This is a genomic window from Streptomyces sp. NPDC005485 (assembly GCF_040606085.1).
Classification (GTDB): Bacteria; Actinomycetota; Actinomycetes; order Streptomycetales; family Streptomycetaceae; genus Streptomyces.
The window spans coordinates 1-1,441 of record NZ_JBEXDZ010000326.1 but is presented as its reverse complement, the minus strand read 5'-3'; the positions used below and the strand labels follow the sequence as shown (position 1 = coordinate 1,441).

Genomic DNA, 1,441 nt, shown 5'->3' with positions numbered 1-1,441 from the left:
AGGGTCGTGCACTAGTCTTCCAAACTAGCTCCGCGGGTTCGTCGCCCGGCGCCCGCTCCACCGCCTCCGGCCCGGTACGACGGAACCGGGCCGGAGGTTTTTTCCCGCCCTCCGGCATACGGCTCCGTCCCCTCCCGGCATGCGGCCCCGCCGCCGTCCTACAGGTGGCGCACATCCACCGTGTACACCGAGCGCCGGCCGTAGGGGACGTAGAGGGCGTCGCCCTTTCGCAGGAGCGGGGCGCCCGTCTGGGAGAGGCCGAGGGGGCCGTTCGCCTCGTCGCGGCCGGGGCGGGTGGCGTCGACCTTGCCGGTGCGCAGGTCCATGGCGGCGAGGCGGCCGCTGGGGGAGGCGACGTAGAGGTGGGTGGTGGTGGCCAGGGGCGGGCCCGGGTACTCCACGGTCGAGTTGCCCTCCCAGCTCTGCCGTCCGGTCCGGGGCGAGACGGCGCGGATGCTGCCGTTGTTGAGGGAGAAGTAGAGGGTGCCGCCGGTGAGGTGAAGGGTGGCGCCGGCGGGCTGGGGGCCGCTGAGCGGGATCCGCAGGAGCCGGTGGGTGGTGATGTCCACGGTCGTGAGGTCGCGGTACGCGACGTCGCCGTCCGCGGGCGCCAGGATCAGGCGGCTCCCGTCCTGGCCGAGGAAACCGAGCGATCCCTTGAGGCTGACGGACCACCGGCGCCTGCCGGTGGCGTTGTCGAGGGCGTAGAGGCTGGTCCTGTCCATGCTCTCGGTCTGGCAGAGCAGGTAGGCGCGGTGTGCGGCGGCGCCCAGGACGCAGTACTCCCCGCCCGCGGGCATGGGCTGCTTCCAGCGGACCTTGCCGGTGTCCGCGTCCAGCAGGGCGTACGACCGTCCGCTGTTGCCGTAGACGGCCACGATGCCCTCGGGGAGGGTCACGGCGCCGCCCTGGGCGAGGTCCGGGGCGGTGGCGTTGCCGCCGTCACCCGTACGCGTCTTCCAGGCCACCTTGCCGGTGACGGGGTTCAGTGACTGGACGGAGTAGCGGGAGGCCGGGAGCTCGGTCTCCTTGTCCGTGCCGGCCTCGTCGTTCGCGTAGACGTAGACGCGGCCGCGGTGCGTGCCGAGGACCGAGCCCTCGCTGCTGCTGGAGTCGTCGGGAGTGGAGTCCACCGGCAGGCTCCAGGTGCCCTTGCCCGTGGCCAGGGAGAAGCGGGCCGCCTTGACGTCGTCCCCGGCGCACACCAGGGACGTACCGACGGCGCCGCAGTTGCTGAACGTGCCGGTGGCGTCGCCGGAGCCCTTCGCCGCCGCGTGCCATTCCGTCCAGCCGGCGGGCAGGTCGCTGCGGACGGGGTCGTCGCCGCTGAGCCGTACGACCGCGACCGAGGCGGTGGCGGCGAGCAGTACGGCGCCCGCGGCGGCGGCGATCACCAGCCGTCGGCGGGCGCGGCCGCGGCGGGGGGGCGGCCCGTCGACGC

At 74.0% G+C, this 1,441-nt stretch carries 1 protein-coding gene; it reads right to left on the bottom strand.

All coding sequences use genetic code 11. The features are described from left to right. Window positions 1–158: 158 nt before the first annotated feature. A partial coding sequence (locus ABZS97_RS43980) for a PQQ-binding-like beta-propeller repeat protein (protein ID WP_356149732.1) occupies window positions 159–1,441 on the bottom strand: 1,283 nt, incomplete at its 5' end.